At 56.6% G+C, this 1,592-nt stretch carries 3 protein-coding genes and 1 pseudogene; 3 read left to right on the forward strand and 1 reads right to left on the reverse strand.

All coding sequences use genetic code 11. The annotated features are described in order from the left end of the window. The coding region (locus tag EO133_RS18400) for a heavy-metal-associated domain-containing protein (protein ID WP_164735097.1) at positions 1 to 227 on the reverse strand (227 nt) is incomplete at its 3' end. 122 nt (positions 228 to 349) lie between these two features. Here EO133_RS18400 and EO133_RS18405 point away from each other — a divergent pair. The 3 genes and pseudogenes from EO133_RS18405 to EO133_RS20635 form a co-directional block, all read left to right on the forward strand. Next, positions 350 to 583 carry a heavy-metal-associated domain-containing protein gene (locus tag EO133_RS18405; RefSeq protein ID WP_244640654.1) on the forward strand — a complete coding sequence of 78 codons (234 nt, stop codon included), beginning with the start codon at positions 350 to 352 and terminating at the stop codon, positions 581 to 583. 32 nt (positions 584 to 615) lie between these two features. Next, positions 616 to 1,020 (forward strand): CopM family metallochaperone, encoded by a 405-nt coding sequence (copM, locus tag EO133_RS18410; protein WP_127074117.1) that lies wholly within the window; start codon positions 616 to 618, stop codon positions 1,018 to 1,020. Between the two features lie 212 nt (positions 1,021 to 1,232). Continuing rightward, positions 1,233 to 1,592: pseudogene (locus tag EO133_RS20635) on the forward strand (glutaredoxin); the annotation flags it as partial.

Below are 1,592 nucleotides of genomic sequence, written 5' to 3' on the forward strand. Positions count from 1 at the left end.
GAATAGCCGGCCTCCTCGATGCTGCGGACCAGCGCTTGACGATCCACCGGTCCGGAAGCCATGACATCGGCCCGTTCCGTGGCGAGATTGACGGTGGCGCTTTCGACGCCGGGCACGGCCTTGAGCGCCTTTTCAACGCGGCCAACACATGAGGCACAGGTCATGCCTTCGATCGGCAGACCGATAATCTGGGCAGCCGCCGAGTGGTCTTTTACGGGAGCGTTCATTTTTCTTCTCCGCTTCGAATATTTCGTTCGCGAAGGAAGGTGGGGTTTCCAACGATGGGAAGGTCAATGGGTATTCCGAAAGTTTTTTGATCTCTTGACCTTCCAACAGTGGGAAGCCCCATATGAAAAAGCGTGAGACCGAAACAGAGGAGTTTCTCATGCACTTCCATATCGAAAACATGACCTGTGGCGGTTGTGCCAGCAGTGTTACCAGGGCGATTCAATCGGTGGACCCTATGGCCAGGGTCACTGCCGATCCCGCCACGCGAAAGGTCGAAATCCTATCCGATCACCCTCGTGATGCATTTGAGGGCAGTCTCAAAGAGGCCGGTTATCCCGCTACCCCGGCGAGCTGATTGCCCGTACGCACCATTTGGAGAAAGCCAGAATGAACAAGCTCACCCCAATCTTTATCGGTGGCGCTATCATCGCCGCGGCCAGCCTTTCTTTCGCGCAGGCGCAAACGGGCAATGCCGGCCAAAATACACACGCAGGTCATGACACCCATGGCGTCCATATCTCTGTACGCTCTTCAGACGATCCGGTCATCCGCGCCTATCAGGAAGCAAACGACCGGATGCATGCCGACATGGCTATCGAATTTACCGGTGATGCCGATGTCGATTTCATGCGCGGCATGATCCCGCATCACCAGGGTGCGATCGACATGGCAAATGTCGTTCTCAAGCATGGAACCGATCCGGAGGTTCGCGCGCTTGCCCAAGAGGTGATTGCCGCACAGGAAGCAGAGATCGCAATGATGCGTGAATGGCTGACCGCTCGAGGCCACTGATCGGGTGATGAGGCAGGGAGATTCGCTGTTCCCTCATCCACGGGAATGCAACGGGTAGCTGAGAAGTGGGTTTGCAGCGCGGCTCCAGGCTGTAGCCAATGTGTTGGTGCGGGCCACAGTCACCCATGCCAAGTCCCCTCAGGTTGCATGGGGCGTTGAGGTTGAGAGGCTCTCACGCTCATCGCTGGCATGAATGGTCAAGGAGAATCCATATGAACCAGAATGTTCAACCGTTAGAGAAAACGGCCACGCTTTACCGGATGGTGATGCCCGAACATGTCTGTCCCTATGGCATCAAGTCGAAATGGCTGCTCGAATCCCAAGGCTATACGGTCGCAGATCATCATCTGACCACGCGCCAGCAGACTGACGCCTTCAAGGCCGAGCATGATGTCGACACCACGCCACAGGCCTTCATTGGTGACAAGCGCGTCGGCGGCTATGACGCGTTGCGGGAACATTTTGGCAAGACTGTCATCCGCGAAGGTGACACGACCTATCGGCCGGTCATCGCCATATTCTCGGTGGCGTTCCTGATGGGAATTGCGATTTCCTGGGCGACCCTCGGAACG

The sequence above is a fragment of the Pelagibacterium lentulum genome (assembly GCF_003992625.1).
In the GTDB taxonomy this organism is placed as follows: Bacteria; Pseudomonadota; Alphaproteobacteria; order Rhizobiales; family Devosiaceae; genus Pelagibacterium; species Pelagibacterium lentulum.